The organism is Streptococcus sp. LMAG:39 (genome assembly GCF_008680485.1).
GTDB classification, from domain to species: domain Bacteria; phylum Bacillota; class Bacilli; order Lactobacillales; family Streptococcaceae; genus Streptococcus; species Streptococcus pasteurianus.
On record NZ_NALE01000001.1, the window covers coordinates 141,697 to 167,777 of the forward strand.

The 26,081-nt window shown below is 37.7% G+C and carries 29 protein-coding genes; 6 read left to right on the forward strand and 23 right to left on the reverse strand.

Features of this window, described 5'->3' with window-relative positions; all coding sequences use genetic code 11:
• Positions 1–32: 32 nt before the first annotated feature.
• The 9 genes from folE to CCC20_RS00740 form a co-directional block, all read right to left on the reverse strand.
• Positions 33–596, reverse strand: a complete 564-nt coding sequence (folE, locus tag CCC20_RS00700) for a GTP cyclohydrolase I FolE (protein ID WP_003065060.1) — start codon at positions 594–596, stop codon at positions 33–35.
• 37 nt (positions 597–633) lie between these two features.
• Complete coding sequence (locus CCC20_RS00705; protein WP_003065062.1) at positions 634–1,887, reverse strand: bifunctional folylpolyglutamate synthase/dihydrofolate synthase; 1,254 nt, start codon at positions 1,885–1,887, stop codon at positions 634–636.
• Positions 1,888–2,442: 555 nt separating this feature from the next.
• Entirely contained in the window at positions 2,443–2,823 is a 381-nt protein-coding gene (locus CCC20_RS00710) for an aminotransferase class IV (RefSeq protein ID WP_231729926.1), read from the reverse strand.
• Positions 2,824–3,089: 266 nt separating this feature from the next.
• Positions 3,090–3,248: a chorismate-binding protein gene (locus CCC20_RS00715; RefSeq protein ID WP_253066431.1), complete on the reverse strand. Its 159-nt coding sequence runs from the start codon at positions 3,246–3,248 to the stop codon at positions 3,090–3,092.
• Positions 3,249–3,319: 71 nt separating this feature from the next.
• Complete coding sequence (locus tag CCC20_RS00720) at positions 3,320–3,511, reverse strand: chorismate-binding protein (RefSeq protein ID WP_260844518.1); 192 nt, start codon at positions 3,509–3,511, stop codon at positions 3,320–3,322.
• Positions 3,512–3,546: 35 nt separating this feature from the next.
• Positions 3,547–3,741 carry a hypothetical protein gene (locus tag CCC20_RS00725; RefSeq protein WP_003065075.1) on the reverse strand — a complete coding sequence of 65 codons (195 nt, stop codon included), beginning with the start codon at positions 3,739–3,741 and terminating at the stop codon, positions 3,547–3,549.
• Positions 3,742–3,756: 15 nt separating this feature from the next.
• On the reverse strand, positions 3,757–4,644 hold the full coding sequence (gene rarD / locus CCC20_RS00730; RefSeq protein ID WP_048791460.1) for an EamA family transporter RarD: 888 nt from the start codon (positions 4,642–4,644) through the stop codon (positions 3,757–3,759).
• Positions 4,631–5,497, reverse strand: a complete 867-nt coding sequence (gene thrB, locus CCC20_RS00735; protein WP_048791461.1) for a homoserine kinase — start codon at positions 5,495–5,497, stop codon at positions 4,631–4,633. Before thrB ends, rarD begins: the two co-directional genes overlap by 14 nt.
• Before the next feature lie 57 nt (positions 5,498–5,554).
• Positions 5,555–6,841: a homoserine dehydrogenase gene (locus tag CCC20_RS00740; protein ID WP_048791462.1), complete on the reverse strand. Its 1,287-nt coding sequence runs from the start codon at positions 6,839–6,841 to the stop codon at positions 5,555–5,557.
• Between the two features lie 420 nt (positions 6,842–7,261).
• On the opposite strand from CCC20_RS00740, the gene CCC20_RS00745 reads away from it, so the two are divergent.
• A complete protein-coding gene (locus CCC20_RS00745) occupies positions 7,262–8,212 on the forward strand; it encodes a polysaccharide deacetylase family protein (protein WP_003065091.1) in 951 nt (316 codons plus the stop codon).
• Positions 8,213–8,756: 544 nt separating this feature from the next.
• Entirely contained in the window at positions 8,757–8,921 is a 165-nt protein-coding gene (locus CCC20_RS00750; protein WP_231729927.1) for a TetR/AcrR family transcriptional regulator, read from the forward strand.
• 339 nt (positions 8,922–9,260) lie between these two features.
• Here CCC20_RS00750 and CCC20_RS00755 read toward each other — a convergent pair whose 3' ends face one another.
• The 5 genes from CCC20_RS00755 to CCC20_RS00775 form a co-directional block, all read right to left on the reverse strand.
• Positions 9,261–10,463, reverse strand: coding sequence for a tyrosine-type recombinase/integrase (locus CCC20_RS00755; protein WP_285394299.1), 1,203 nt, complete (start codon positions 10,461–10,463; stop codon positions 9,261–9,263).
• Positions 10,464–10,485: 22 nt separating this feature from the next.
• Positions 10,486–10,713: a DUF3173 family protein gene (locus CCC20_RS00760; protein ID WP_001258320.1), complete on the reverse strand. Its 228-nt coding sequence runs from the start codon at positions 10,711–10,713 to the stop codon at positions 10,486–10,488.
• 278 nt (positions 10,714–10,991) lie between these two features.
• Positions 10,992–11,216 (reverse strand): helix-turn-helix domain-containing protein, encoded by a 225-nt coding sequence (locus tag CCC20_RS00765; RefSeq protein WP_024381006.1) that lies wholly within the window; start codon positions 11,214–11,216, stop codon positions 10,992–10,994.
• A gap of 174 nt (positions 11,217–11,390) precedes the next feature.
• Positions 11,391–12,779 carry a PTS transporter subunit EIIC gene (locus CCC20_RS00770; RefSeq protein WP_285394290.1) on the reverse strand — a complete coding sequence of 463 codons (1,389 nt, stop codon included), beginning with the start codon at positions 12,777–12,779 and terminating at the stop codon, positions 11,391–11,393.
• Between the two features lie 7 nt (positions 12,780–12,786).
• Positions 12,787–14,115 (reverse strand): glycoside hydrolase family 32 protein, encoded by a 1,329-nt coding sequence (locus tag CCC20_RS00775; RefSeq protein ID WP_285394288.1) that lies wholly within the window; start codon positions 14,113–14,115, stop codon positions 12,787–12,789.
• A 153-nt stretch (positions 14,116–14,268) separates the two neighbouring features.
• On the opposite strand from CCC20_RS00775, the gene CCC20_RS00780 reads away from it, so the two are divergent.
• Positions 14,269–15,114: an AraC family transcriptional regulator gene (locus tag CCC20_RS00780; protein ID WP_285394287.1), complete on the forward strand. Its 846-nt coding sequence runs from the start codon at positions 14,269–14,271 to the stop codon at positions 15,112–15,114.
• Positions 15,095–17,284: an alpha-galactosidase gene (locus CCC20_RS00785; RefSeq protein WP_285394286.1), complete on the forward strand. Its 2,190-nt coding sequence runs from the start codon at positions 15,095–15,097 to the stop codon at positions 17,282–17,284. The genes CCC20_RS00780 and CCC20_RS00785 overlap by 20 nt, the downstream gene beginning before the upstream one ends.
• Before the next feature lie 146 nt (positions 17,285–17,430).
• Here the strand turns inward: CCC20_RS00785 and CCC20_RS00790 are convergent, their stop codons facing one another.
• The 9 genes from CCC20_RS00790 to CCC20_RS00830 all read right to left on the reverse strand — a co-directional run bounded on the left by CCC20_RS00790 (position 17,431) and on the right by CCC20_RS00830 (position 24,531).
• The gene (locus CCC20_RS00790; RefSeq protein ID WP_285394285.1) at positions 17,431–18,642 is read right to left on the reverse strand and encodes an NADH:flavin oxidoreductase/NADH oxidase family protein; all 1,212 of its coding nucleotides are present in this window, start codon (positions 18,640–18,642) and stop codon (positions 17,431–17,433) included.
• Entirely contained in the window at positions 18,635–19,507 is an 873-nt protein-coding gene (locus tag CCC20_RS00795; RefSeq protein ID WP_287178387.1) for an SDR family NAD(P)-dependent oxidoreductase, read from the reverse strand. The genes CCC20_RS00790 and CCC20_RS00795 overlap by 8 nt, the downstream gene beginning before the upstream one ends.
• Entirely contained in the window at positions 19,500–20,345 is an 846-nt protein-coding gene (locus tag CCC20_RS00800; RefSeq protein WP_285394284.1) for an alpha/beta fold hydrolase, read from the reverse strand. The genes CCC20_RS00795 and CCC20_RS00800 overlap by 8 nt, the downstream gene beginning before the upstream one ends.
• A gap of 14 nt (positions 20,346–20,359) precedes the next feature.
• A complete protein-coding gene (locus CCC20_RS00805; protein WP_285394283.1) occupies positions 20,360–21,358 on the reverse strand; it encodes an NADP-dependent oxidoreductase in 999 nt (332 codons plus the stop codon).
• Between the two features lie 73 nt (positions 21,359–21,431).
• Positions 21,432–21,863, reverse strand: a complete 432-nt coding sequence (locus tag CCC20_RS00810) for an Rrf2 family transcriptional regulator (RefSeq protein ID WP_285394537.1) — start codon at positions 21,861–21,863, stop codon at positions 21,432–21,434.
• Positions 21,864–22,141: 278 nt separating this feature from the next.
• Complete coding sequence (locus tag CCC20_RS00815) at positions 22,142–22,570, reverse strand: transposase (protein WP_285394536.1); 429 nt, start codon at positions 22,568–22,570, stop codon at positions 22,142–22,144.
• Complete coding sequence (locus CCC20_RS00820) at positions 22,548–23,309, reverse strand: IS110 family RNA-guided transposase (RefSeq protein WP_285394282.1); 762 nt, start codon at positions 23,307–23,309, stop codon at positions 22,548–22,550. The genes CCC20_RS00815 and CCC20_RS00820 overlap by 23 nt, the downstream gene beginning before the upstream one ends.
• A gap of 219 nt (positions 23,310–23,528) precedes the next feature.
• Positions 23,529–23,801 carry a hypothetical protein gene (locus CCC20_RS00825; protein ID WP_285394281.1) on the reverse strand — a complete coding sequence of 91 codons (273 nt, stop codon included), beginning with the start codon at positions 23,799–23,801 and terminating at the stop codon, positions 23,529–23,531.
• A 109-nt stretch (positions 23,802–23,910) separates the two neighbouring features.
• Complete coding sequence (locus tag CCC20_RS00830; RefSeq protein WP_287178395.1) at positions 23,911–24,531, reverse strand: CatB-related O-acetyltransferase; 621 nt, start codon at positions 24,529–24,531, stop codon at positions 23,911–23,913.
• Positions 24,532–24,647: 116 nt separating this feature from the next.
• On the opposite strand from CCC20_RS00830, the gene CCC20_RS00835 reads away from it, so the two are divergent.
• Positions 24,648–25,193: a TetR/AcrR family transcriptional regulator gene (locus CCC20_RS00835; RefSeq protein ID WP_285394279.1), complete on the forward strand. Its 546-nt coding sequence runs from the start codon at positions 24,648–24,650 to the stop codon at positions 25,191–25,193.
• Positions 25,194–25,203: 10 nt separating this feature from the next.
• Positions 25,204–26,040, forward strand: a complete 837-nt coding sequence (locus tag CCC20_RS00840) for a beta-carotene 15,15'-monooxygenase (protein ID WP_285394278.1) — start codon at positions 25,204–25,206, stop codon at positions 26,038–26,040.
• Positions 26,041–26,081 lie beyond the last annotated feature (41 nt).

Consider the following 26,081-nt stretch of genomic DNA (forward strand, 5'->3'; position numbering starts at 1 on the left):
CTCCCCTTATATGCTAACGTGTCAGTAAGGTCTTATTTTCCTAAAATCAATGATAGAATTTCATTTCGTTCTTCACGATTTTCTTTGAAAATCCCTTTTGCAACGGTTGTTACGGTTTTGCTGCTAGGTTTCTTGATGCCACGCATTGTCATACACATATGCTCTGCTTCAAGCATGACAAAAACGCCCTTAGGATGCAAAGCTTCTTCAAGTGCAGTAGCAACTTGGTCAGTCAAACGTTCTTGTAATTGCGGACGTTTACTAGCCACTTCAACGGCACGCGCTAACTTACTCAAACCAGTCACACGACCATCACTTGGCAAATAAGCAACATGAGCTTTCCCATAAAAGGGAACCAAATGATGTTCACACATTGAATAAAATGGGATATCTTTAACTAAAACTACTTCATCATGATTTTCTGTAAAAACAGCTGTAAATTGATCTTTTGGGTCTTCATTTAAGCCTGAAAACATCTCTTGGTACATTTTAGCAACACGTTTTGGGGTATCCAATAACCCTTCACGCTCAGGATTTTCTCCCAAGGCTTCTAAAAGTTGGTAAACTGCTAGTTCGAGTTTTTCTTGATTTGCCATTATCTCTTCCAATCTTTTTTATTTTTTCTATTATAGCTTAATTTTGCTGTCTTGACAAAAGCACAGGACGTACTTGTGATATGAAATAGAGCGACCCCGTGATAAGGTAAAAATCATCTTTACTGTCACTATCGATGTGCTTAACCCAGTCCTTCCAATCTGAAACTTTATGATACTGTTCTGGGTAATTTTCCAAAGCAAGCGAATTGTGATACTCAAACGTCGTTACATCAACTTCCGCTAGTTGACTAAGCAATGCTAACATCGAGTCAATCGGCTTTGTATCAATAGCTGCAAATAAAATGTGCAAATTTTTATCCTTGTACGCCTGCATGACATTAACGAGAGCTTGAACGCTTTCATTATTGTGTGCGCCGTCAATCATCACATTTGGAAACATAAGCTCTGTTCGCCCAACCCAATGTGTCTGTGCCAAGCCAGATTTGATAATTTCTTTGGTGACTTTTGGATACGTTTTACTTAATAGCAACGCAGCCGTAATAGCAAGGCTAGCATTGCTAATCTGATGTTTACCTGGCATTGCTAAACGAATATCCTCGATATTTTCTTGCCCTTGATAATCAAAGCTATTTTCAGTTTCATTAACCGAAAAATCCTTTTTAAATTCATACGTTTGGCTGCCGCAAGCTTGCGCTTTTTTGAGGAAAACACGATGAACATCATCACGTTCCTTAGCAAAAATGAATGGAACATGTTCTTTCAGGACACCTGCTTTTTGCTCAGCAATTTCTGCATAAGTCTGCCCTAAAACATTCTGGTGGTCTAAACCGATTGAAGGACAAATAACCGCTAAAGCTTTAAAAACATTTGTCGAATCATAAAGTCCACCCATACCTGCCTCGATAAAAGCAATATCAACAGGGTGCATATGCCCAAAATATTCAAACATCAAGACCGTGACAACTTCAAATTCTGTCGCAGGTTCTAAAGTCGTTTCAAGCGGCAAACGTTCCACTACTGGACGAACACGCTCAACCAAGTCAAGAAAATCAGTCTCTGAAATCATTTGATCGTTTAAACTAATACGTTCACGAAAGTTAACAATGTAAGGAGATGTAAATGTCCCGACCTCATAACCAGCTAGTGAAAAAATATGCTGTAAATAGCTAGTCACTGACCCCTTACCATTCGTTCCGACAATATGGACAGCTGATAGCTTCTCCTGAGGATTCCCAAGTTCTTCCAATATCCAAGCCATCCGTTCCAAACCAGGCTTAATTCCAAATTTTAACTTGCTATGAATCCAATCTAAAGCTTCTTGATAATTCATTAGTGAATTTCCCAATACGACCAAAAATACTCATAAAATAAAGAAAAGTAAAACCGTCATTTCCGAACAAAATCTTTTCACAATGAGTTTTTGGTCTATGTTTTACCCTTTCTGTCTTGACTTTACAATAATACTTCTATTATAGCACAAGAAATCACTAAAAAACTTGATAGTCAGACTTTCTTTAAATAAAGTTTCATACTGAAGACAAAGCCCCTTCCCCTTGGAAACAACAGTTTCTAAGGGCTTTTTGTATGGAGCAGTACAACAGAGATAATAACAAGCTAGAAGTGAGGATATGTTCCATAACGAAAATCCAGACTATAATCGAGATGACTTGGTACCAGAAGATCATTTGTTACGCTAGAGAGGATATTTTATCCAGCTTTATTTAACAATATATAATGATTTTGACTTCAATAACTTGAAAAAATAGAATGAGGTTATATAATATCTATCTTATTAAAGCCCACGAACGCTATTACCACACAGAAAAATATGGTTAGCATTCTCCAAATCTGTCTTTGCTAAATAGCGTGCAGTTACTTCTCCTTGTTAAATAAAATACTTCCTATGCATACCATCTAATATTCCAACTTCAACTATCAGAGTATAATAAGTCCCATTGATTTCTAAAATAATATTCCCTATTGAAGTTTCTTGCGGATAGCCATCACTAGAAATGAAAACTTGTTCCTTATCAGAATTAGGAATATGAGGGCGATAACTTGTTTTAAAATAGGTAAAGGGGAAATCACACGCTTCTTCTCTTTGAACCAATTTAGCCTGTAAAAACGTTGAGGGCAAATCTTCCAACATCGACACTTCACCAGATTTATGAAGTAATACCCTTAGACGATAATCAGACAAATCTAATGTCTTAAGCAATTTTGAAATTTTATCTAAAAATTCTGTTTCAGAAAAAGGCCATCCCAAAAATCGAGCCGAACTTTTTTAAACGCTTTGTATGCTCTTTAAGGAAAATTACCTTTTTTGTGTCATCTTAGCAGCTGTTAAAATATCGAATGTGGGCTGTGATTTATACAAAAAAGCAGTGTTTCTCTGTACTCACTTTCCCATTCACTATCCCAAGTAATCCCCCACCAACACCGTATATTGCTTGATCATCCTTTACCTGAATTGTTCTAATAGCAATGTTAAAAATTGCTCTGTCATCGTGAGGCAAACACATTCCAATAAAATCACCCTAAAATACGTCCCGTATCATTTCTTAGAAGATTGACAATCATCATATTTTCAGAGCGATTCTTACTATCATTAGCTAACCAATGTTTATTTCTAAAATCTTGCGCATCATTAATCCCACGAGCAATGGTAGCTTTCATTGGACGTATTGTCAATTTTGAACCATTTTTTCAAAAAATAATTCTGGACTCATTGATAAGATGGCAAAATCATCATGTTCAATATACTAATTATATTTGGCGCCTTGTTCAATCACTATCCGATTGTAAAGCTCAAAAAGATTCGAATTAATTCTATTATGAAGTTGTACAGTATAATTAACTTGATAAATATTTCCCTGACGAATTTGTTGTCTAATTTCTGAGATAGCTTTCTCATATTCATCTTTATCCGTCTTAGATTCCCAAACTTGTGGCATTGTGATATTCATCTCGTTATCAAGAGGAAAAGTCTTTACAGAAAAATTGTTTTCAAATACTTTTCCTGCCTCATAACTGACATAACCAACAACACAATATCCTTGTGAACTACCTTCTTAAGAATAGCATCTACATCACCAATTAACTTTGTTGCTAATATTCTTACTGGATTTTCAAAAATTAATTGGTGTCCCAATTCTTTGAAATCAACCACAGTCTTTTTATGCATCCAAACTCCTTGTCTTTACCTGCTTTTCTTCCGCAACGACATCAGCTGTCCTAAGATAAAAATAGCAATCGCTATCCAGATGAAAATAAAACCACTAACTTCTCCATTGCCTACCTTTTCGTGAAAAACGAACACGGCTATTGCCAGTTGAATTGTGGGGTTGATGTATTGGATAAACCCAATGATATTCAACGGCGCACGTTTTACCGCTTCTGCAAACAGCAACAAAGGAATCGCCGTCACAATGCCAGATGCTAAAAGTAACACGTTTTCTAGCAAGCTATAATCTAATAAACTTTCTTTTGAAAAGAATAGCAAATAGATAAGCACAAAAGGGGCGACAACACTACTTTCTATCAACATGGCAACGTCACTGGATAACTTGACATTTTTCTTAACCAGTCCATACAAAGCAAAAGTGACTGCTAACAGTATCGAAACAAGAGGCGCTTGCCCTGTATTAATTGCTAAAATTCCCACACCAATGCCTGCAATGATAATCGCAGCAGTCATCCATGGAGTCAATCGTTCATGTAGGAAAACTAATGCTAATAATATTGACACAAGGGGCATAATATAATAGCCAAAACTAGCTTGTGTTGCCTGCTGGTGACTAACTGCAAAGATATAAGTTAACCAATTCAATGCAATCAAAAAACTTGCCAAAACAGCCATAGCAAGTTCTTGCTTATGACTGATAAGTTGGCGAATTTCACCACGGTATCGCTCCTTATTTTTGGATAAAACCATGTAAACCAACATTGTTAAAACAGTAAAAATAATGCGATAAGAAAAGGTGTTATATGAATTAACACCTGAAAGTAATTTCCAATAAAGGGATAAAAAGCCCCACAAAATATAGGTTATTAAGCCAAACAAAATCCCCAAATTAGTCTTTTTCAACAAAAACTCCTTTAGTATCAACGTGGAGTGCGACAACTTCACCATCCAAAGCAAGCGCTGCAAGACACTCAACAAGCTCTGCTTCTTTTGCTTTTGGAGCCAAGACCATAATCGTTGGACCTGCACCAGATAAGTAAGTTGCGTAGGCACCAACCTCGTGAGCTACTTCTTTAATCGGTGCAAATTCTTTAACTAATTTTTGGCGGAAACGTTCATGGAAAAGGTCAGCTTCAATCGCTTTTCCAGCTTTTTCCAAATCACCTGTTAGAAGCGCTGCAATAGCTACATTGGCAATTGATGAGGCAGCAACGGCTTCCTTATAAGAAAACTCATTTGGCAATACATTGCGGCTATCGCTAGTCTTTAATTCATAATTAGGAATGAACGCCACAAAAGAGGCTTCAGGAAAGGCAACAACGGCACTATTGACCTTTTCATTAACATAAGATGAAATAACAAGATTACCAAAAATAGCTGGCGCAACATTGTCTGGATGCCCTTCAATTTTTGTCGCAATCACCAATTTTTCATCAGCTGAAAGCTGTAAATGAGCCAGCTGATTAGCTAACTCAATTCCAGCTACAATAACTGATGAAGACGACCCTAATCCTCGTGCCAATGGGATATCTGAAACCATTTTAATACGATGTGGTTGTAGGTCAGCTTTCACTTGTAAAGCTGTCGTAATCAAAAGATTCGTTTCGTCACTAGGAACATCCCCCAAATCATGTAAAACCTCCCATCTTTCAGAAAGCTCTAAAATCTCAATCGTTAAGTACTTAGAAACCGCTACGCCGACCGAATCAAAGCCTGGTCCAACATTAGCAGAGGTTGCTGGTACTGTAATTTTCATATCATTATCATACTCAAAAGTAGTCTTGAGCTTTTCCTTTCACTTAATCAGTTATTATTATTCGCCTAATACTTTAAGTGTATTAACCACTTGGAAATCTTCTACCGCTTCCAATTTAGCTGTTACATCAGCCAACTGTGTTTTACTCATTGAGTGTGTGATGATAACCACACGCGCACGTGTACCATTGGCTTTTTGTTGAAGCACTTGTTCAAATGAAATATCTTCAGAATTGAAAATTTCAGCTAAACGAAGCAATTGACCTTTTTTATCGGGGGTATTAATCGCAAAGTAATAGTGACTCTTCACATCAGCGGGATTTGCCAATTTTGTTTCACGAACAAATTCATTAAATGGTTTCCCAACATTACCGTCTTTAATACGACGACAAATACGGATAATATCAGCAGTTACAGACGTTGCTGTTGGTTTTTGACCAGCACCAGGTCCATAATACATTGATTCCCCGATACCGATTGACTCCACAAAAACAGCATTCATAACATCGTTGACACTAGCAAGTGGATGTGCTTTTGGCAAGAAAGTCGGTGAAACTTCTGCTGAAATACCTGATTCAACTTCACGCACATCTCCGACCAATTTGATGACATAGCCAAGTTCTTGAGCGACAGCAACATCATCTGGTGTGATTGTTGTGATTCCCTTATGTGCAACATCATCAAAATCAATCGTCATTCCAAAACCAAATTGGCTTAAAATAACAGCTTTATAGGCTGCATCGATACCTTCGACGTCATTTGTTGGGTCACTTTCAGCATAACCAAGATCTTGAGCTGTTTTAAGCGCATCTTCGTAAGTCCAACCTTCGTCAACCATTTTAGTCATCATAAAGTTAGATGTACCATTAAGAACACCCAAAATACGTGTAACTTTATCAGAAGTAAGCGAATTAGCAAGTGTACGAAGAATTGGGATACCACCAGCGACAGCTGCTTCATAATAGAAAGCAACACCCTTGTCTTTAGCAAGTTCAATTAATTCTTTACCATGAGTGGCAATCAAGTCTTTATTGGCAGAAACAACATTCTTTCCTGCTTCAAGTGCTTTTGTAATAAATGTACGAGCAGGCTCAATACGTCCCATTAATTCAATAACAATGTCAATGCTATCATCACTCAAAATGTCATCAATATTTGTAACGAAATTATAATCATTTCCAGCAGCTAATAAACGATTTCTTTCGTCATCATCTTTGACAAGAACCTTAGTGATTTCAATCGTGTCATGGGCTGCTTCAGTAATTTTTGATGGATTTTCTTTCAAAAGGAAGGGAACACCACTGGCAACAGTACCAAAACCGAGTAAAGCAATTTTTATCGACATCTTTTTCTCCTTAATAAGCAAATTTCGAACAGAAATTGAACTAAAGTACCCAATTTCATTTGTTTATGTTTGTTATCATTAATAAGACGCAGTGGTTGAGTGGGTTCTAATTCGCTGATAAATCAGCTTTTACAACCCTACTCAAACTGTGCGGAAGTGGGAATAAAACAGTTCAGTGAACTGTTTTAGGCAACAATAAGAAATTAAAACTTATTGAAAAATCAAGTTTCAAAGAAACTACTGATCTCTGTCCCACTCTCAAATAAAAACATTTCCTACATTATACCATAAAATTATTCAGAATTTACAGAAAAATAACGTCCTTTGAAAATCTTTCCATAATTTACAGTAAACAGTTCCCTTTGTCTTAAAAAAATAGTACAATAGGAGTAGACTTTTGCGAGGAGATCGTTAAATATTATGGAAAAACGTCGTCAACATCAAAAACATAGCAACAAGCCATTAGCTATTATAAATATTATTCTATTAATAGCCTGTATTGTCGCAAGTGTTTTTCTTTTTATAGCTTTAAAGGAGAACAACTTCATTTTTTCAACAACTAAAACCGAACAAGTGTCATCATCAAGTGCTAGCCATACAAATACTACCACAACTTCTTCTGCATCAACGGTGACAAGCGACAGCTCTTCTGCTAATACCAATGAAAACGAGGTTAACTGGGTAAAACAGGATTCAAATGTCTCTGTACCCATTCTTATGTATCACGCTATCCACGTTATGGCTGCGGAAGAAGCTTCAAATGCTAATCTCATCGTCGATCCGACAACATTTGAAAGCCATATTCAACGTCTTTCTGAAGAAGGTTACTACTTTTTAACACCTGAAGAAGCCTACAAAGTTTTAACCGAAAATGTGCTTCCAAACGACAATAGTAAAATTGTTTGGTTAACGTTTGATGATAGTCTTTGGGATTTTTATGACAACGCTTACCCTATCTTACAAAAATACGGTGCAAAAGCAACAAACAATGTCATTACAAGCACTGTTGGAAATAGCGGAAATTTATCACTTGATGAAATGTTAGAAATGAAAGCAAACGGCATGTCTTTCCAAGACCACACCGTGACACATCCCGACTTATCAGCTAGTGATAACGCAACTCAGACTTCTGAAATGGAGGATTCTAAAAACTATCTCGATACCAATCTTAATCAAGATACTATCGCTATCGCCTATCCAGCTGGGCGTTATTCTGACACAACACTTCAAATTGCAGCAAACCTTAATTATAAACTCGGCGTAACGACCAACGAAGGTATTGCCAGTGCTAGCGACGGCTTATTATCATTAGACCGTATCCGTATCTTGCCGACAACAACTGCTGATAGCCTTATCGCAAGTATTAGCTAACATATCATAAAAGCCCCCTTTCAAAAAAAGAGGGCTTTCTTGCTATAATCGCATTGGTATCAGCTTATTGCTATTTATTTTTCTTATGATTTTTAACGAAACTATATATTAAGAAAGCTAAATTTCCTAAAAAAAGCGCCGACCATAAATACACAAATACCATATTTAAATGGGCAATATTGTAAATAATTGCCACAAAGAAAATAATCAAATAGATGACTGACATGTAATAAAAAGAATTATTTTGCATACGTCACAGCTCCTTCAACCTGTCATATCTCATCATAATTTTAGAAAGACTGTCTATTATTGGGCAGGGATCTAAAATTTTTTCGCATTACAGAAGAAACTTACCAAAACTAGATAAAACGAAGCTTAATTGGATTAAAATTTTATACTTATCTTATCATTTTGTAAAAACATTTTTATGTGGGCATTATTTTATCTATATTTTAGATTAGAGTGATAGAATGAGATTAATATATAGCTATAAAAACAAGAAAATGAAAGCTATGAGGACATCAAAATTAAGGATGTTCTTGATTTGTCAGACGTTTCAAGACGAACATTTTACCGATATTTTGTTAATAAAAATGAATTGCTAAATCACTATTTTGAACAAATTATCAATCGTTACCTTACTGAAAGAAAGTATTTTACCGAAACGGATAATTTTCAGGATATATTGGCTGAATCAATGAACTTTTAGCATCAAGAACGTGAAATATTGCATATCTTGATAAAACACCAACACTACATTTTTTCTTTCACCAATTCAACGAGCATGCTAAGGAAGTTTATATGAGCATCACACTTCCATGGTTCGCTTATAGCGGAGAAATCGATAAAAAGAACTATACAAAATCTAGTTTGCTATAGAGTCTGTTTTTTTATTCTAAACAATTTGATCCTTTTTGAACACAAAAAAATCGCTACTCCTAGGAATAGCGATTTAATAAGATTCATTAGCCTACTTGAGTAGTCACCCTATTATTTAAGAGTAACAATTGCACAACCTGTTAAATGTGCAGTATCAAGGGGTTTGAGTTCATAAATTTGAAGTTTGGCAGGAATTTTGGCATAAAATTGAATCCAATCCTGCACTTTTAATATTTTGTGTGATTTCTTCAGAAACTGTTTTATCTAAAGCATTAAACCAATGACTATATGTGTTCAAAGTTGTTGATTTATCAGCATGCCCCATTCGTCTTGCCACATATAAAATATCTTTTTTCAAAACATTTATCAGATATGAAGCATGACTATGTCTAAGACCTTTCCCTGTAATAACAGGCACTCCTACTTGCTGCGCTCTACGTTTGATGATACGACAAATGGTTGATTTACAAAAAGGATCTCCAAATCTTGAAATGATAAAATCTGTATCTTGATTTGCAAACTGATTTTTTCGCCAAACTTGAAGTACTTCAATAGTTATATCATCCAATTCAATAAGTCGTTCACCTGCTGGAGTCTTTGTTTGGTCTTTACGATACCAATTTCCATTTTCATCTTTCTCCAAGGTTGTATGTACCTTTAGAAATTTATTTTCAAAATCAATATCCTCCCAACATAAAGATAAACCTTCACTCACTCGTACACCTGTCATATAATATAACCAGATGGCAGTAAATCGTTGTAATTCTTCATAATCATTTAAGTCAAATGATTTGATAAATGTCTGAAACTCCGCATAGGTCCAAAATGGAGTTTCTGGATGCTTACCTCTAGGATTATCTAATGCTTTACAAGGCATATCTGAAATATAGCCAAGTCTTTCTGCATAACCCATACAAGCTTTAAACCTTGACCATAAATTTTTCGCATAGTTTTCAGAATAATTTTCTATGATATGCAATCTAAAAGCTTCGCAATCTCTAGGAGTTATTGCTTTTAATAGCTTTGAACCAAAATATTGAATAAAAAGTTTATGATGAGGAAGAGCCGTCTTATATGTCACAGACTGAACTTTTTGCTTATATGCTCTTAAATAAATTGTGTTCATATAGTTTTCAAAAGTCATATTGTAATTTTCTAAACTGACTTTGTTGGCAAATTCATATTTTATACGAACTAATTCGTCATATGCTTCTTTCATTGTTTCAAAGGTTTTACCATATTGATTTTTTCTAGCTTTCTTTTGTACCCTTTTGCCAGTTACTGGGTCGATTCCAAGATCAATCTGATAAAATATCTTTCCCTTATTATCACAATAAACACCTTTGTATTTTTTACTACTTTTTGTTGCCATTTGGATTCTCACTTTCTAAATGTTATTTAGATAGTGGAATCCCTATTAATTGTTCCACAATTTCTGCTGGTGCGATACCTAGTCTTCGATTGTCAAAGGGCGATTTACTTAATTGTACCGCATTATGGTCAACTTTGCGAGCTTCTTCAAACTTTTTTACAGCAATTCTTTTAGCTTCACGAATAATGTCTCTAGAGGTATGTTCAGGAAATCCTAAGTTCATTAAATCTTTATATGTAGCAGTTCTCATACACTTTCCTCCTTCAAATCACTAAGTTTTTTTACACGCTAGATGGGATTTGAATGGTTAGTTCAATCATGGGAATTTCACCCGCTGTCCTTTTACGATGGCAGCCTGAACGCTCAGAAGTATCATTATCATTATTTGTGTCATGGCAGATAGGTCACCATCCTATTTTTGAATAAATGATTTTCGCTCATTTCCTGGCGCATTACATTCTATTGCTCAACAAATAAATAAAGTCCCACCTAGAATTATTCAATTGTCAATGAACAAATCAGGAGGGACTATTTTAAATTATTCTTTATTCGGTGGGGAAAGTCAGTTTGCCCCAACAAATAATCTGTACTGACGTTATATAGATTTGAAAGTTTTATTATTACATCTGCCGATAAAATACGTTCTCCTCTCTCAATTTTTGCATAAGCAGAGTGAGTAAACGAAAGTTTTTCGGCAACGTATTTTTGAGTGAAATCATTATCTTCTCTCAAATCCCTTAAACGTCGGTACATCAATCTTTCTCCTAAGGAAAAGTATAGAGGTTGACTCGGGAAATATTGAAAAATTGTCCTAATTGGACAATTCATTTCTGAATGCAAAGCACTTCTCGAAAATAGTAAATCGAGAAGTGCACTCAAATTAATTTTATAGCAGTTTGATAGTATCTTTACTTGCTACTCGATATTCTACAGAACTTCATCTTTTTTATAACCAAACATCCAAGTTAGGGCAAATGCAGATGCAAATGTAATCAAGTTTGTCAGGATATAAAGTGGTAATTGTTCATTTAAGTACAGAAGAGTTCCAGGAATACCTGTCAATCCCAATCCTGTTGCTTTAAGTTGGAAAATTGATGCGAAGAATCCTCCGATACCACCACCAATCATTGACATAATGAATGGTTTTCCAAGGCGTAATGTAACACCAAAGACAGCAGGTTCAGTAATCCCAAGAGCTGCCGACAATGCAGATGGATATGCTACCTGTTTCATTTTGTTTGAAACTGTCTTAATTGCAATTGCTAGAACGGCTCCTGCTTGAGCAACGTTACCACATGTCCCAACAGGATTTAGTAAGTTCCATCCTTCTTTAGCAAGCATATTGATTTCAAGAAGGCTTAGAATATGATGGATTCCCAAAATACCAAGTAGTTGTCCAAAGGAACCATAAATCAAGCCTCCAAGACCAAATGGTAAAGTTAACAAGAATTCTACAGCTGCAAGAACGTAAACTTCAATCTCATGGAAAACGGGTCCGATGATAAACAAACCTAAGACCAAACCACTTAAAAGTGTCAAGAATGGACGTAAGATTAAATCAAGAGAATCTGGAATCGTCTCCTTGAGCCATTTTTCAATCTTAGTTGTAACGACTGCAGTCATAAAGGCAGGCAATACAGATGCTTGATAACCAACAACCTTAATAAATCCAAAGAAAATCATTGGCTCAGCTTCCCCTGCCCCCACCGCATAAGCATTCGGCAAGATAGAGTTAACCAACATCAAGCCCAATACCATCCCAAGGATAGGTGTTCCACCAAAGATATTGAATGTAGACCAAGCTACAAGTGCAGGTAAAAATGCAAAAGCTGTATCTGTCAAAATTTGAGTAAATTGAATTAATTGAACTGGTACATCAGCTGGTGTCAATCCAAAAACACCAAGAACTGCTTCCTGTGTCAAGAGCCCACGTAATCCCATAAATAAACCTGTGGCAACCAGAACAGGAATAATTGGCACAAAGACATCACCAAATATACGAATTGCTCGTCTAAAGGTCAGTTTTTCTGGTTCAGCTAACTCATCGTCAACTTTAGCAGTCATTGCTTGTCCAATTAGAGGCATAAATTCTTCATAGACTTTATCAACAAGTCCTGTCCCAAGGATAATTTGATATTGCCCTGAATTATAAAAACTACCTTTTACCTTATCCATATTTTCAATGGCTTTTACATCTACTAAATCTTGGTTTTTAGTAATGATGCGTAACCGAGTTGCACAATGTTGAGCAGATTTTACATTTTCTGCACCACCGACATATTTTAATATTTCTTTTGCTGTAGTTTTATTATCCATTTTCTTCTCAACTTTCTAATTTTGAATAGGAAAGCTTCATTTGATGCGAGGAACGAATGTCACATGAACGTTTTTCTTGCTCAAAGAAATAGCGTAAGGACATAACTGTTTCCCCCTTGTTTATGAAAAGTTCCATAGCAGAGCTGTCAATAAAAATTTGAAGTGCCATCAGTTCCTTTAGTGGGACTGTTTTTGTATGCACCTGTTTGTCTGACCAAGATATTCTTGAAAGGATCAATTCTTGATTTTTGTATTCAAGAGTCACATTTTGGTCAAAGAATGCAAGTTCAAAGCTCGAAGGGCTATTGCTCCATGTCATATCAATGACAGACTGAGTAGCTAACTCCTCTGATTCATATTGAACGGTTTCAAGCGATTCTATCACTATTCTTCTTTCAAGAATTTCTTGGAGAGGCAGTTGGTAAAGCTTGCCATCTATCACCCTTAATTCTCTAGGCATTGTCAAACAATGGAGATAACCAAAGTCTTTTGTAGGGCAAGCAACTTCCTCTTTAGAGTTCATACGACTCATCCAAGCCCACATCAGCCGTCTCCCTTTGGGATCTAAAAATGTTTGAGGGGCATAGAAATCAAATCCATCATCCATTGGTTGAATTTCCGTTTTAGGATAAAACTCATTATCTCTAATACTTCCCATATAATAGGCTGAATAACTTGAAATATCTGTATCACTTTCCAAATTACGTTTTTGCGGACAGACCAGAAGCAGAGACTCTCCATCAAGCTCAAAATAATCTGGACATTCCGCCATTTGTTCTAGGTCCTCGGAAGTATAGAAGATGCCTTGATAGTCCCACTCTTTACAGTCAATAGATTGATAATAGGCTATCGCACCATGTCCATTTTTAGTCTGACTGCCAACAATCATATGGTAACCATTTTGGTCAGACCATATCTTCGGATCACGATGGTGTTCAGTAAACTCTTCTGGTGTAATGATAAAGGAATTACTTTTTTGAAAAGTTTTACCATCTTCACTAATTGCTTGACATTGAAGAGAACGCCGTCTCCCATCTATTTTACTATTACCAGTGTAAAATAGATGCATTTTATCTTCAATTACGATAGCCGATCCTGAATAAACTCCTGACAAGTCTTTATCAGAATCTGGAAGCAAGGCACTCCCTTGATGTTTCCATCTTAATAAATCCTTTGATGTAAATAACCCCCATTCCTTATAGTTATGATTGAGGTCAAATCGATTCCATTGGTGGAATACAAAATAGTTTCCTTGAAAATAGGTTAATCCATTTGGATCATTTAACAAACCTCTGGGAGGTTCAAGGTGATAATGGTTTTTATATAGATTTTCCAAATATTACCTCCTAAATATATAAAACGTTTTCAACTAGTTGTTGTCTATATTGTAGCGAATTAGTTTTAGCATTCATATAGAAAACCTAAATCAATTTATGGAAAAATCTAATATCGTCTGGTTTTTTATTTCTTGTTTCGCTATACTGTAAATATGGAACACTATCTCAAACAATACACCGATCGATTTACAGATTTTAGCAATAAACATATCTCAGACTTAATTCTCTACAGTGGCGGGATTGAGCAATGTCTGCCAAACTATTCCTATAGTTTAAAAAGTCGTGACTATCATCTTATTACCTTTGTCAGTCAAGGAAAAGGAACCTTTGAGATTGAAGACAAAGTCTACGACATAAAGGCTAATCAACTATTTATTATTCCAGCAGGTTATTGGTTTAAGTACACAGCCGATGCTGATGAACCTTGGAGGTATTCTTGGATTGGTTTTTTAGGAATAAAGTCAAACTTTATTTATCAGGCCGCAGAAAGACACCGATTTGTATATGATTGTCGGAATGCCAAACAATATGAACAGATTATTGCAACCATTCTTGAGAGTTCAGGTGATACCTTTAGTTCATTCCTAAAAATTAACGGACTGATGTATAGCCTATTAGGTGACTTAACAGAGGAAATCGGGATTTTGAACCAGTCCACTAATCAGCAACTTTCCACACTGGCTAGGCATTTTATGGATTTACACTACCATGACCCTATCCAAATGACTGATGTTGCAGAGTTTGTCGGTGTCCATCCCAACTATCTCGCCACTATTTTTAAAAAAGAAACCAATACGACACCCAAAAATTATCTGACTAGTTTACGAATTCGAAAAGCTAAGGAACTGCTTCTTGAAACTCGTGACTCTGTTTCCTATATTTCACAATCGGTCGGATTTTCAGATAGCCTAGCCTTCTCAAAATTTTTCAAAAAAGAAACGGGACTTTCCCCACTCCATTATCGAAAGGAATTTCAGCATGACAAACATTCAATTTGATTCAAAAACAAATTATTTCTACATTCAAAACAGCCGAATGACTTATATTGTCGAACTCTTTCAGAACAGTCATTTACTTCATCGTTATTGGGGTCCACATATTTCCAACTTTAAAGCTTGGAATCAGACACCGAATCAAAAAAAGACATTTGCTGCCTTTAGTGATTTTGACAATCCAACTGAATCACTAGAATACTATCCTCATGAGTTTTCATTACCGTATCAGGGAGATTATATGGAACCTAGTCTTGAGGTTACTTTAGCTAATCTTTCTCAAATTGTCCATTTTCATTTCCAATCCTATCAGATTATAGAGGGAACACCTGAGCTAGATGGATTGCCACACGTTAGAAATAATCAGGACAGTCCTGCTCAAACTTTGAAAGTGACTTTTGTAGATGAACAAGCCCAATTGATATTGGAACACTATTACACTGTTTTTCAACAGCACGATATTATCCTCCGTTCCTACAAACTAATTAACCTAGGAAAAAATCCTGTTACAATCAATAAGTTTATGAGTGCTTCCTTTGATATTCCCTTCGATAATCAAGTGCTAACAAGTTTTTCTGGTTCACATCAGGCTGAATTTCAATTGCAAAGGAAAGTAATTCAGCCGGGACGAAGCATTCTGTCTACACGCAGAGGGGCTAGTGGTCCACAGTACCCACCTTTTCTTGCTATTTCAAACGCCAACACAGATGACTTCTCAGGGGAAGTAAAAGCTATGACCTTGATATATAGTGGCGAACACGCTGAATCTGTGGAGCGAAATCAGTATGACTTTGTTCGCCTGCAAATTGGCCTAAATCCAGATAGTTTCTCTTGGAAACTCGAACCAAATGATAGTTTTCAAACACCTCAAGCCGTCCTCGCTTATAGCCGTTCTGGTTTCAATGGAATGTCGCAAGTATTTCATCACTTTACGAGAGCCCATCTTGTCCCACCTCAATTCGCCAATCGCTATGCTCCAATCCTAGTCAATAGTTGGGAAATGACTTACTTCGATGTCAATCATGAAAAGATGTCATCACTCATCTCCAAAGCTGCTCAACTTGGATTCGAGGCTGTCGTTTTGGACGATGGTTGGTTCCTTGGAAGAGAGAATAGTCGTTCTTCTCTCGGTGATTGGACGGTTGACAAGGAAAAATTTCCAGATGACCTGCACCCTCTCATTCAAGCTTGTCATAAACAAGGCTTGCAATTCGGTATCTGGTTTGAACCAGAAATGATTTCTCAACAAAGTATCCTAGCTCAGGAAAAACCTCACTGGATTGTCCGCTCAAAAAATCATGCTCCTCTCTATAGTCGTCATCAGTATTGTTTAGATGTGAGCCAAAAAGAAGTTCAGGACTGGCTGATTGACAGCCTATCGCAATTTATCTCAACCTATCAAGTTGATTATATCAAGTGGGATATGAATAGACATCTAGTAGAACACGAAAGTCAAATAACTATTTTAGGCAGTGCAAAGGAATTTGCCCATCGCTATATGCTAGGACTCTATCGCATTATTGACAGTATTACCAAACGCTTTCCTGACTTGTTGATTGAAAATTGTTCTAGTGGTGGTGGTCGACTTGATTACGGAATGCTCTACTATTTCCCACAGACTTGGGCAAGCGATAACACAGATGGATTGGACCGCCAAGCAATTCAAGACGGAGCAAGTTATCTCTTCCATCCTTATCAAATTACAGGACATGTATCTGTTACTCCCAATCATCAAACCCAGCGGCATACTCCACTTCAAACTCGCCAGGATTTAGCGTCCGCAACCAATATGGGTTATGAACTAAATCTTCTTGAGTTTTCTGAGGAAGAAGAGAAACGAGTAATAAAGCATATCAGCGAATACAAGCAATCCCGTCACCTTGTCAAATACGGCAATTTCTACCACCTAAAATCCCCTTTTACCAGCAATCAAACAGCTTGGCTTTTTGAAAGCCAAGATAAATCTCATTACCAATTCATTGCCTTCAACAATGTCTTCAAGGTTTCCCAACATCATGCTATTTTCAAGATTCCTTATCTCGACCAAGATGCAAACTATGTTGACCAATTTGGAAGAGAGTTTTCAGGAGCTGAGTTAGTTCATTCTGGGCTTCATATTCCATTTGCAGCTAGTGATTTTCAGTCCTATACCTTAGAATTATCCCGAGTGGAATAGTTTGTATTATTACTGATTGTTGGAAAAAATGTTCTTTAATCCTAACCATTATCTATTCAACCGAGTCAAAAACTGACTTGGTTTTTTCGTATCCTAATGCACAGAAAAAGATCTGAGATTGACTCTCACATCTTATATAGTCTATGCTATTTTCTTCTCGGTTTAAGTGCAGACAGGCCATGGGCTCTGACGGTCTGAAGAAGATAAGGCCAGGCATTGTGACTGATTTTAGCACTTCTTTCCTTGGCTAACCGCTTCATCTGGGCCTCGTAATAACTGACACCGATAATGGGACCAAGAGCCTTATCCAGTTTTGGAAGACCTGTTGTCAGGCGAGGCGTTCTCAGTTGCAAATCACCGACTTGACGGTAATCATTGACAAGACTTGGACGAAGGACAAAGGCTCTGGCAAGGCCAATCATGGACACACCATCCTTGATAGCCTCCTCCATCTGAGTGACTTTTCGGAAACCGCCTGTTGAAACAATAGGAACAGAAGTCAAATCTGCTAGAGCAATGGCATAGGTGACAAATCCAGCACCATTCTCATATTCACTGCCAAAGACAGGTGTCTCATAATTGCCACCTGAAATTTCAATCAGGTCGATACCCAAGTCCGACATGGTTTTCACCACATACTTGCAATCTTCAAAACCAAAGCCCTCTTCCTTAAAATCAGAAGCATTCAATTTCAAGGCGATGGTAAAATCCGGTCCCACTTTTTCACGCAGACCTTGATAGACTTCCACCAAGAATCGCATACGATTGTCCAGACTGCCACCATAGCGGTCCGTCCGCTGATTATCTGCTGGTGAGAGGAATTGATTGATCAAGTAACCACGTGCAGCGTGTAACTGTACACCTGTAAATCCTGCTGCTTTTGCCCGAAGGCCTGCTGCAATAAATTTATCTCTGGTTTCTTTGATGTCAAACACAGTCATTTCTCTCGGTGGACGAAAGGCCGAAGCTGAGCCTCCAGAAATCGGAATGGCACTGGGTGAAATCGGAGTTTGATTGATCGACCGATACATCTGTTTGCCAGGGTGATTGAGCTGGAGCCAGATAGGCACACCGTTCTTTTTCCCAACGGCTGCCCATTTCCGAAATCGAGCCAGATGCTCGTCTGCATCAAGGACCACATTGCCCGGCTCACCAAGGTAGCGGCCGTCCACCATGACATTACCTGTCACTAGGACTCCCATTCCCTGTTTGGCCCAAAAATCATATAAGGCAATCAGGTCACCTGAAGGAGCTCCCTGACTATCTGCCATGGTTTCGCTCATGGCGGATTTGAAAAAGCGATTGTCTAAGACCTGACCATTGGGCAGTTGGAGGTTTTCTAACAAAATCTTAGTCACCGTAGCTCTCCTTGAATATTTGAATTTTCTTATCAAGATAGGCTAGTAAGGCTTGGCTCTTTGCCAAATCAAATCCTTTTAAGCTGACCTTAGCCAACCTTTTCTCCGCAAAATAACGACCTGATACTCCAGCCACCTCTGGTAACAAGCTTAAGTAGTAACCCGTTTCAATCCCCTGGTCCAAATCCTTGGAAAATGGTTTCATCAGACTGGTAAGAATTCGACTTCTCAGGTTGCGTTTGACCCCATCATTGCCCAAATTTGTCGCAATCAAGCCAGGATGGTAGGCATTGACGGTCACAGATGAACCTTGCTTTTCTAAGGCCTCTGCCTGAGCAATGGCCAGCCAAATGGTGTATAGCTTGGCATTATTGTAAGCCTTGGCTGCAGAATAGCTCTGCTCTAAACCAAAATCCAAGTCGCTGGTTTGTGCAAAATGGTGCATGAAGGAAGAGGTATGAATGACCCTGCCTGATGGTGCTTTTTCCAGCAAGGGCAGCAACTCCGTCGTCAAGATATAAGGAACTTGGACAGACAGCATAAAGGTCATCTCGATATTTTCTGACGTTGCCACGCGAGCATCTCCAAAGTAAGCACCCGCATTGTTTAACAAGACATCAATCTGCTCAAAATCTTGTTTAATTTCTTGGCTGAAACGATAGACATCTGCTAACTTGGAAAAGTCTGCCAGATAGGCGTGAATCTTTTTATTTCCTGTTTTTAGTTGAATATCACTGAGGGCTACACGGAGCTTTTCGCTATTTCGCCCGTGCAAGATCACTTCATGACCTTCACTAGCTAGTTTCATGGCTAGGTGTTTGCCGATTCCGTCTGTCGATCCTGTGACTAAAATAGTTTTAGGCATTGCTTTCCTCCAAAAAGGCTAGTAAGGCTTTCGAAAAATCCTCTGCATTTTGGAAGATAGAGCCGTGACCTGCATTTGGATAGATGATCAGTTGGCTATTTTTGATTTTCTCATGCATGGTGTAAGAATTTTCTGTTGGAACCTGCATATCCTTATCACCATTGACGATCAAAGTTGGTTGGGTGATAAAGGTCATATCATCTTGAGGCTCTCTTCCCCAGCGTTTGATAGCTTTGAGCTGTGTCAAAAATCCTGGGACATTCATGTCCTTGTCTGCATGTGCAGAACTTCTTTGCCCCATACGACCCAAGACTTTTTCTGCCTCCAAACGACCTGCCTCATCATGATTGTAGAAGATGTAGCGTTTTGGATCCACACGCTCCAAACCAGCCTTCAGCATATAGCGGAAGGTTTTTCCAGTTACCTTATCGACTTCAAAACCACCACGAGGACCTGTACCTGCTAAAATCAAACGGTTAACCAGCTGACTATCCAGACGAACGATTTCTTGAGCAATAAAGCCACCCATAGATAGACCCAGCAAATTGATTTTCTCATGACCCAAAGCTTTGATAATAGAAACAGCCTGCTCAGCCATTCCTGGAATAGTCGGAGCCACCTTGCCCTGACTAGCTCCTACGCCAGGAAGGTCTAGGACAATCACATGGTGCTTTTCAGCCAGCAAATCCAGCAATTTTGGATCCCAGTTGTCCAAGGTCGCGGCTAGGTGAACCAGCATGACCAATGGAAATTTTGACTTGCCCTTGCCTAGTTCACGATAGGCAATCTGGTTGCCAGCGACAGTGATGTATTGATTTTTGCTTGTGATATAAGACATAACTACTCCTATTTTTAAAAACTGAGAACAGTTTTTCCACGTGAGCGACCATTGGCGACCTTGTCCAAGGCTGCATTGACTTCTTCAAATGGGTAAACGGTGTCGATTGACGGTTTGATTTCGAGCTTGCTGAAAATATCTGCCACCTCTTGTAGCTGTTGCCCATTGCTTTCTACGAAGATGAAATGATAGTGTACGCCGTAGCTTTCCGCCATTTTATCAAACTTACGACCAACCAAACCAAGCAGGATTTGCTTCCATTTTGGCAGATTCATGCGTTTAGCAAAGTCGCCATTTGGCATGGCACGGAGGGAAACCAGCTGACCGCCTTTTTTCATAATCGACATTTGTTTTTCAGTTTCTACACCGCCAAGCGTGTCCAAGACATAGTCGATTTGGGAGAGGGTTTTAGTATAATCTTCTGTCTTATAGTCGATAAACTGGTCAGCCCCTAGCGCCAATACCCGCTCTGCATTTGCTCCATCACCATTGGTAATGACTGTCAAGCCCTTGGCTTTAGCAAGGGGAATAGCCATACCGCCGACACCGCCTGTCCCGCCTGAGATGAAGATGGTCTTGCCAGCTTCTGCACCCATGAGGTTAAGAGCCTGCATAATGGTCAGGGCCGTCAGGGGAACGGCCGCTGCTTCCACATCTGTCAGATAGGCAGGAACTTTGGCAAGGGCTGTAGCCTCAACTGCTACATACTCGGCAAAGGCACCGATATTGTCGAGGGGAAGACGACCAAAGACACGGTCACCAACTGCAAAATTAGTCACACTTGAGCCGACCTCCTCAACCAAGCCAACGACCTCATTGCCCGCTGTTTGTGGCAATTTGTAAGGGACAATCATCTTAACATCTCCACGAGAAATCATGTTGTCTAGAGGATTGACACCTGCCGCGGTCACTTTGACAAGGACTTGATTGGGTTTGATTTGAGGTTTAGCAATGTCAGTTAGGTTAAGTACGATATTGTTTTTGTTATAAGATGTGTGTTGTGCTGCTTTCATGGTTTACTCCTTTTATTTGAAGACTTGTATCTGATACAAGTCAATGTTTATTCTTAGAAAATCTGACACTTGGTCAGATGCATTTTTGATTAGCTGATTGGTAGAGATTGATAATGACATTATCCAAGGTTTCTTGCCCTAGTTCTTTTTCAAGTTGTTCTTCAACTTTGGAAAAAATAGGGGACATGGCATTTTCAATGTGCTGACCAACTGGACAGGCCTGATTGGCATTTTGGTGAATTTGAAAGAGATTGATATGTTCTACTTCCTGTGTCGCAAAAAAGATTTCCAAAAGAGTCATCTCTTTTGGCGACTTGCTTAACTGGTATCCTGATCGCCCCTGCTGCGAAGTGATGAGCCCTGCATTTTTTAAGAGTGCAATCACCTTACGAATGTAGCTGGCATTGGTGCCGACACTATCTGCTAAGGCTTGTGAGCTGAGGACTTCCTTGCTCTCACTAATCATAGTAAGAATGTGAAGGGCAACAGAAAATTTTGTATCCATCATAAGATTCTCCTCTCTGTTCATGTATCAAATACAAGAACAAGTTTATCAGATAATATTGAATTTGCAACTATTATGCTTAAACATATTAAACTCGTGCTCACAAAAAAAAACAAACTAATACTTAAAAGATAGTACTGTTTGGTTCAAAATTGAACACAAGTATATTTTGATGTTATTTAGTTTTGATATTTATTTTATTTGAAAAAAATACAGTAAAAAAGCGCAAAAAATCACTTCCTGTGCTATACTGTAATTGAAATTTTTCAGTTTTGGTGTTAGAATTGTTGCCTCAGTCCTAACGCCTTTTCTTTTTGGTAGGGCTGGTGAGTAGCGAGTAATTTGTAAATGATTCTGAGAATTTTATGAGCACAAGCAATAACAGCCTTCATCTTGCTTCCTCTTTGGGAAATTCGGTTGTAAAGGGATGAAAAAGCTGGGTCTTTAGAGTGTGCCGCAATCAACTCAGACATGGTCAGTGCCTGTTTGATATAGTGATTTCCTTGCCTGATATGCGAGGATTTTTTAATCCCAGCACTTTCATACGAACCAGGGCAAATTCCCGCCCAAGAAGCTAAGTGCCCATCTGTTTCCAAAGCTTCGACAGTTGGTCCAATCTCAGCTAAAACAGTAGCTGCACAGATTTCACTCACACCAGGAATCGTTTGAAGTAATCTGTTTTCTTCAGGGAAACTCCTTTGAGATATAAGTCTGAATTTCGCTAGTCAATCTATCCATAAGTTCTTGATACATTCGATACTCTTCTAAGCTCTGATTCAAGAGAAAGCGGTCTTCCAGTGATAACTTCCCATTCATGGCCTCAACTAATTCTTGAGGACTTGCTTTGGTACGCCTATGAATACAAGAAGTAACGCTATCACAGTCAATGACTTCCCCGTTAATAAAGAGCGTTAAAAGGGCTTGTCCTGTCTTAGAGAAGATATCAGAAAGATAACTGGTAAGTTTAATATTAGCCCGTTGAAAGAGATTATGAATTTCGTTTTTGACTTGTGTTTGACGTTGCTTATAAGAACGTAGGCGACGAGTGAGTAAACGTAACTGCATAACCTCTGGACTTGGAATATAAGAGGGGGCAATGAGCCCACAACGCCCTAATTGAGCAATCCATTCAGCGTCTTTCATGTCTGTTTTTCGACCCGGCACATTCTTGATGTGTTGAGGGTTAGCTAGAACCAAGGTTAAATCAGAGTCAGAGAGAATATTAAAGAGTGGCACCCAGTACTGACCAGTGGATTCAAAGAAAACATGGGTCACATGGTTTTCCTCTAACCATGTTAAAGCATTTTGAAGGGCTACAGTCGTTGTACCAAATTTCTTCTGAATTTTCTTAGGTTTATTGCTATCTAGTGGACCATCTAAGATACAACAAACGATGGATTTTTGGTGAACATCGATGCCACAACAAGTTTCAATCATGACTTCCATACGAAAAACCTCCTATTCTCATTTTGAACAATGGAATAAGAGGCTTCTTGTAATTTTATTTTCACGCTCAAGGCATATTCGAGTTAACTCATGACTCTTATTCATCCAGTTTTTTATACAGGCTAGGCAAAGCCCTATTATAAACCACGGATTTGTATTGTTCACCTTTATTATAAGCCGAACATCTTTTTCTGTCATGAGTTAGCAGGTGAAACCTGCTTAGAGTTTTTTATTAATGAAATTAATCGTACAACTTCCAACACCTGGAAGGACAATTGAACCGGCAAGCATTGGTAGGATGGTTTGCCCCCAAATAACGGGTCCGTACTGTCCACCTAGAAGATAGTTAGCAGCAATAGCTCCTAAAACACCTAGGAGAGGATTAACAATCCAGTGTGCCAAGGTTACCTTATCGCTGAGTTTTGAAGCAGCAAAGGTAATAGCAGATGACATGATAAGACCGAAAAGACCAGATAAAACAATAGATAACATGAGATAAACTCGCTTTCTTTATTTGATATGTATAGTATAATTCTTTAAATAATAGATTAGAACGACAAGATGATGCAAAAGTGTCGGATATAGTATTTATTAAAGGAAATTATTGATTGTTTTTAATATTTAGTAAGGCTTGTTTTGATTTTTCTAGGTTTAGATTAGTTAGGTATGGAACTGCCTGATCTAATTGAGCATCAGAAAAGTGCCACCATTCTAGCTCGTTTAGAAATGTAATCGTGTCGGAAGGAAATCGATAGCGAATCATATGCACAGGATTTCCTGCCACAATCGCATAGTCTGGAACATCTTTCGAAACAACAGCATTACTACCAATAACTGCACCATTTCCGATAGTCACTCCAGGTAAAATCGTTGCATTTCGACCAATCCAAACATCATGGCCCACTATAGTATCTCCTTTTTCTGGTAAATCCTTCACAGTCATACTGGTTTTATCAGCCCATTCGTTTTTAACTAACATAAATGGATAGGTTGAAAAGGATGTCATAGAGTGATTTGCTGAAGGCATAATAAATTCTACTCCGTTTGCAATACTAGTAAAATTTCCAATGATTAAATTTGATCGCCCTTCTTTGTTATATAGAACATAGTCACGTTCAAAGTCCTCATGAATATTCTCCTTAGCAAAGTAGGTATATTTTCCAACAAAAATATTTTTGCTCTGTATGGTATCTTTTAGATAAAAGTTTTGTGATTTTGTCATTGTGAGCTCCTTTCGATTATGGTAGCTATTATACGCTAGTGTAACACCTGGCAACACGACAAGTTTTGAAAAAAGTGTTGGATTTTGTTATAATTAATCAAAATTTGGAGTGAACTATGGAAAATAAAGCACCATTAAGATTGCAACAAGCCCTAATTAAATTATTAGACCAACAAGAACTTGATCAAATTTCAGTAAGCAAGATTTGTAAAGAAGCTAGCGTTCATCGTTCAACATTTTATTCCTACTATAATCATCAATATGAACTTTTAGAGGATGCTTTACAAGGAATTTCTAGACTTTTCGATGAGGAATATGAGTTAGAGCAAACGAAACTACAACAAACTTCAGATATAGATAGTATTTTGGATACTTATTATTTAAAGCCATATCTCCTCTTTATCAAAAAACATAGAAAGTTATATCGTATCTATCTAGGAAGGTCTCGGGATTTTAAAAAAGAAGAAACGTTTTCATACCACATGGAAAAGACATTTTCAAAAAAACTTAAATTCAAAGGCATAAAAGATTCTAGGCAAATAGAATTAACTGCGCGCTTTTACGTAGTCGGTCTACGAGCAATAATAAATGATTGGGTGCTAAGTGATTGTTTAGACGATGTCGATGACATTATTCGCATCATTCATGAAATTGTATTTTAGGAGCATCATTTTGGAAAAAATTGATAAACAGTTACAGTTCGTTAAAGATTATTGGCAGTACTTTTTACTAGCCAATGTTTGTATGCTCATCTCTGGCGCTTTAGTTATCACTAAAATCCTTCCAGATAGAAGTCTATTTAACATTCTTGCTAGTGTTTTATCAGGCATAGTTGCTGTTATTGACGTACTTCTACTAGTACAAGTTGTTCGAAGACTAGTTAATAGTGTATCTCTTATTCAAAATACATATTTGACCAGCCGTGTCTCACTTTTAATTGGGACATTCTATAATGCTGTCTATGTATTATTATCCCTGATTTCGGGGTACCTTCATCATTCAGTTTGGTATTTGATATTTGCTTTTTATCATTTAACTTTTGCCTGTGTCAAATTTTTAATTGGAAAACGCTTCTGTAAAGAAGTCGAGGAAGAAGATTGGAATAACTATGGCAGAGTGGGAGTTTTCATCCTCTTTTCATCAGGAGTATTTTTATCAATATTCTATTTTGTTACAAAAGGGATGGACAAGGTTAATTCAGCTTTTCCTTTGTTAGTTTATCTTACTGCACTAATCACATTCATCAATTTTATTAATTCTTTTTCTAGTCTGTTTCGTTATAGAAAAAATCCATCTCCTCGAGAAAAATCTAGTAAACAGATAAGTTTCACTAATTCATTATTTGCACTATTCTTTCTCCAAACTATGATGTTAAAACAGTTTGGACAAGCAGATAGCCATGAAAGTAAACTATTTTTGACCTACGCTCTTGGACTAAGTGTGCTCACTATCTTAATTGGGCAAGGGGTGTTTATGATACAAAAAGCTAAAAACAACTCAAAAACTTAAAATAAGTTTATGAGTTGTTTTATATTTTATTTCCTCAGCTT

Coding starts and splice junctions, on each gene's coding strand:
- CCC20_RS00745 (WP_003065091.1), top strand. CDS start 7,262: ATGGAAAAACGTCGTCAACATCAAAAACATAGCAACAAGCCATTAGCT.
- CCC20_RS00770 (WP_285394290.1), bottom strand. CDS start 12,779: ATGGATAATAAAACTACAGCAAAAGAAATATTAAAATATGTCGGTGGT.
- CCC20_RS00825 (WP_285394281.1), bottom strand. CDS start 23,801: ATGTTATCTATTGTTTTATCTGGTCTTTTCGGTCTTATCATGTCATCT.
- CCC20_RS00785 (WP_285394286.1), top strand. CDS start 15,095: ATGACAAACATTCAATTTGATTCAAAAACAAATTATTTCTACATTCAA.
- CCC20_RS00725 (WP_003065075.1), bottom strand. CDS start 3,741: ATGCATAAAAAGACTGTGGTTGATTTCAAAGAATTGGGACACCAATTA.
- CCC20_RS00810 (WP_285394537.1), bottom strand. CDS start 21,863: ATGGATACAAAATTTTCTGTTGCCCTTCACATTCTTACTATGATTAGT.
- CCC20_RS00740 (WP_048791462.1), bottom strand. CDS start 6,841: ATGTCGATAAAAATTGCTTTACTCGGTTTTGGTACTGTTGCCAGTGGT.
- CCC20_RS00795 (WP_287178387.1), bottom strand. CDS start 19,507: ATGCCTAAAACTATTTTAGTCACAGGATCGACAGACGGAATCGGCAAA.
- CCC20_RS00705 (WP_003065062.1), bottom strand. CDS start 1,887: ATGAATTATCAAGAAGCTTTAGATTGGATTCATAGCAAGTTAAAATTT.
- CCC20_RS00720 (WP_260844518.1), bottom strand. CDS start 3,511: ATGCCACAAGTTTGGGAATCTAAGACGGATAAAGATGAATATGAGAAA.
- CCC20_RS00800 (WP_285394284.1), bottom strand. CDS start 20,345: ATGTCTTATATCACAAGCAAAAATCAATACATCACTGTCGCTGGCAAC.
- CCC20_RS00820 (WP_285394282.1), bottom strand. CDS start 23,309: ATGGAAGTCATGATTGAAACTTGTTGTGGCATCGATGTTCACCAAAAA.
- CCC20_RS00805 (WP_285394283.1), bottom strand. CDS start 21,358: ATGAAAGCAGCACAACACACATCTTATAACAAAAACAATATCGTACTT.
- thrB (WP_048791461.1), bottom strand. CDS start 5,497: ATGAAAATTACAGTACCAGCAACCTCTGCTAATGTTGGACCAGGCTTT.
- CCC20_RS00755 (WP_285394299.1), bottom strand. CDS start 10,463: ATGGCAACAAAAAGTAGTAAAAAATACAAAGGTGTTTATTGTGATAAT.
- CCC20_RS00830 (WP_287178395.1), bottom strand. CDS start 24,531: ATGACAAAATCACAAAACTTTTATCTAAAAGATACCATACAGAGCAAA.
- folE (WP_003065060.1), bottom strand. CDS start 596: ATGGCAAATCAAGAAAAACTCGAACTAGCAGTTTACCAACTTTTAGAA.
- CCC20_RS00780 (WP_285394287.1), top strand. CDS start 14,269: ATGGAACACTATCTCAAACAATACACCGATCGATTTACAGATTTTAGC.
- CCC20_RS00760 (WP_001258320.1), bottom strand. CDS start 10,713: ATGAGAACTGCTACATATAAAGATTTAATGAACTTAGGATTTCCTGAA.
- CCC20_RS00835 (WP_285394279.1), top strand. CDS start 24,648: ATGGAAAATAAAGCACCATTAAGATTGCAACAAGCCCTAATTAAATTA.
- CCC20_RS00765 (WP_024381006.1), bottom strand. CDS start 11,216: ATGTACCGACGTTTAAGGGATTTGAGAGAAGATAATGATTTCACTCAA.